This window comes from Catenulispora rubra, assembly GCF_015356825.1.
Lineage (GTDB): Bacteria > Actinomycetota > Actinomycetes > Streptomycetales > Catenulisporaceae > Catenulispora > Catenulispora rubra.
In genome coordinates, this window is sequence record NZ_JAACYW010000558.1 from 1 (window position 1) to 2,453 (window position 2,453).

Here is a 2,453-nt window from a genome sequence, read left to right on the forward strand (position 1 = left end):
CCGAGCAGCCCTCGACGGCGATCCGCTCGTAGCCCGAGCCGTGCACCAAGGCCTCGACGACCAGCCGGAACACCATCTCATCAGGTATCCGACGCTTGTGGCAGCCCAGAGGGTGGTTCGGATCGAATTCGGGCCGCTCGGGCAGCAGCGCCGAGAACTGGTCCCACAGGGGGTCGAGAAGAGATGATGGCATGGCAGGCACGGGCCCTCCGACGGTTACGAAGCGTAGAGAACTCCGAAACCATCAGGCCCGTGCCTGCCTGTCAAATCCCTGAGATACCAACAACGCACTCCACGCCTATCCTCGGTCGCTCTAAGCGTGCCTTGCTTGACTGACTGTCGCTGATTTCCGCGCACTGGCCTCGATGGCCTACGCGAAGGTTGCCGAATACCAGGCCCGCGGCCGCATGCTCGAATGACCTTCTCGGGAGCTCCCGACTCTCACCCATCGGGTGGACCTTCTTGCTGATTACTCGAACCCTGGTACTCAGGTCACAGAGCTAGGGCCGTGGCGCTGGACGCCGCACCCGGCGCACCACCGCCGTGTTCAGGCGCTTGACGGCCTTCGAGGTCGACCGCCGCCACCGGATCGCCCAGAGTCCGACGGTTCCCCAGACCCCGTCCGCCAGGAGGATCCGGACGCTCTGCACCTGGTTCGGGGACAGCTGGTACTTGTTCGGCTCGGTGCCACGGAGCAGCGACAACTCCGGAACGCCTCGTTCGGCGGCCAGCGCCATCGCGGCGCGCGTGAGGGCGACGGACACGTCGACGCGGGACCGCAGGCTCGGCAGATAGCTGTACAGGTAAGCGCCGACCATGGACCGGCCGACGATCAGGAGGTCCGAGGCGACGTGTTCCACCTCGAGCGTCTCTTTGTTCTTCAGTGAGAACTCCGCGAGAACGATCTGGAAACCGGCGGTCTCACCGGCCTCGGTCGACCCTCGCAGCACCGCCGTGAGATGCCCCCTGAAACGCTCCGTCAGATGGTCCGAGTTGACCGAGCGGTCGGCCCACTGCCGCCGGTGCAGGTCGAGGAACCTGGCCACCGCGTCCTCGGACTCGGCCGCCGAAACCAGGCGGACCTCCAGGCCGACCCTGTCGAGTTCGCGCAGTCTCCTGCGCAACTGCTGCCGGGTCTTGGTCGCCTCGATCGCCTCGACGTGCTCCTCCATCGGCACCCCGGGAAGCGACAAGCACACCTCGCCGAGGATCTCCATCCCCCCGCTCGGCCAGTCGTCGCGCACCCGGGTCATGACACCGCCGGGCCGCACGTCGGGGAAATCAAGGAGGTCGAAGCGCAGCTCGCCCCTAATCGCCGCGGCCAGCCGTCCGACGATGGTCCGCGCGTCCGGCACGCCGTCGCCCGAGTCGTCGACGAGGACGTCGCAGAAGTCCGACTGCTCGACGCCCGCCGGCCGAAGCACCCGCCACAGCCGCTGCCGGGTGAGGACGAGCACCGCGGCGGCGACCAGAACACCCTGGTACCGCACACAGACCAGACACAGGCGGCCGTTCGCCGACCCATACCACCGGCACCACGACGAGAGCCAGATCCTCGACTGGAACGGAGTCGCCGCCGAGCACCGCCTGAACAGCCGGTCCCACTCGGTTCCCAGAGTGTCGAGTGCGTCGGCTCCCGAGGTGACTTCCGCGGTCCAACCGGTGTCCCGCCTGGTCGATGCCGACATCAGATACCCCGTGGTTTCAGCCGTGGGTCAGTCTCCCCAGTAACCGGTGGCGTTCCGACACGAGCGCCGGTGCGCGTCAGATCCTAGTGTCCTGCGTCTGAAAATCGTTGAGGAAGTCGGTCCTTTTTCTTCCACACGATGTCCGTTAACTTCGTATAACTCCAATACAAAAACCCCGGACCATAGCAGGTCCGGGGCTTTCGCTACCGGGGTGGGCCTAGGTGGACTTGAACCACCGACCTCCGCCTTATCAGGGCGGCGCGCTAACCAACTGTGCCATAGGCCCCGGTTGGTAACGTCGAGAAGCTTACCGTACCGGGGGCGGTGCCCCAAAACCGCTTTGTAGGGGCCTCGCGCTTCAGGAGGCAGTGTCGTCGGCGAGGGTGACCTCTATTCCGCCGACGAGGGAGGAGCACATGTTGTAGAGGTAGGCGGCGAGGGTGGCCAGGGCTGTGAACAGGACGATGTTCACCACGCTGACCAGGGCTGTGAAGCTCATCACCTTGCCGAAGGACAGGACTGAGGTGAGGGTGACGCTGTTGGGCTGGTTCGCGGGGGCTACTGAGGCCAGGGTGCGGTTGATGGAGTCGAAGACTCCGAGGGCGTTCAGGGCTGACCACAGGAGGGCTGCCGCGACGACTGACACGACGGCGAAGGCGATCGACAGGACGAACGTCGTCTTCATCACCGACCAGGGGTCGACCTTCGCCACGCGCAGGCGGGCCTTGCGGCCGCGGGGGGCGGCGCCGGGGGCCTGCTGCTGGT

General features: G+C 66.1%; 2 protein-coding genes, 1 tRNA gene and 1 pseudogene. All 4 read right to left on the minus strand.

Features of this window, described 5'->3' with window-relative positions:
• Positions 1–202 (minus strand): annotated as a pseudogene (locus GWK61_RS53940) (IS5/IS1182 family transposase); the annotation flags it as partial.
• A 298-nt stretch (positions 203–500) separates the two neighbouring features.
• A complete protein-coding gene (locus tag GWK61_RS53945; protein WP_194922190.1) occupies positions 501–1,490 on the minus strand; it encodes a GNAT family N-acetyltransferase in 990 nt (329 codons plus the stop codon).
• 410 nt (positions 1,491–1,900) lie between these two features.
• Positions 1,901–1,974, minus strand: a tRNA-Ile gene (locus GWK61_RS53950).
• A gap of 72 nt (positions 1,975–2,046) precedes the next feature.
• A partial coding sequence (locus GWK61_RS53955) for a DUF3566 domain-containing protein (protein WP_194922191.1) occupies positions 2,047–2,453 on the minus strand: 407 nt, incomplete at its 5' end.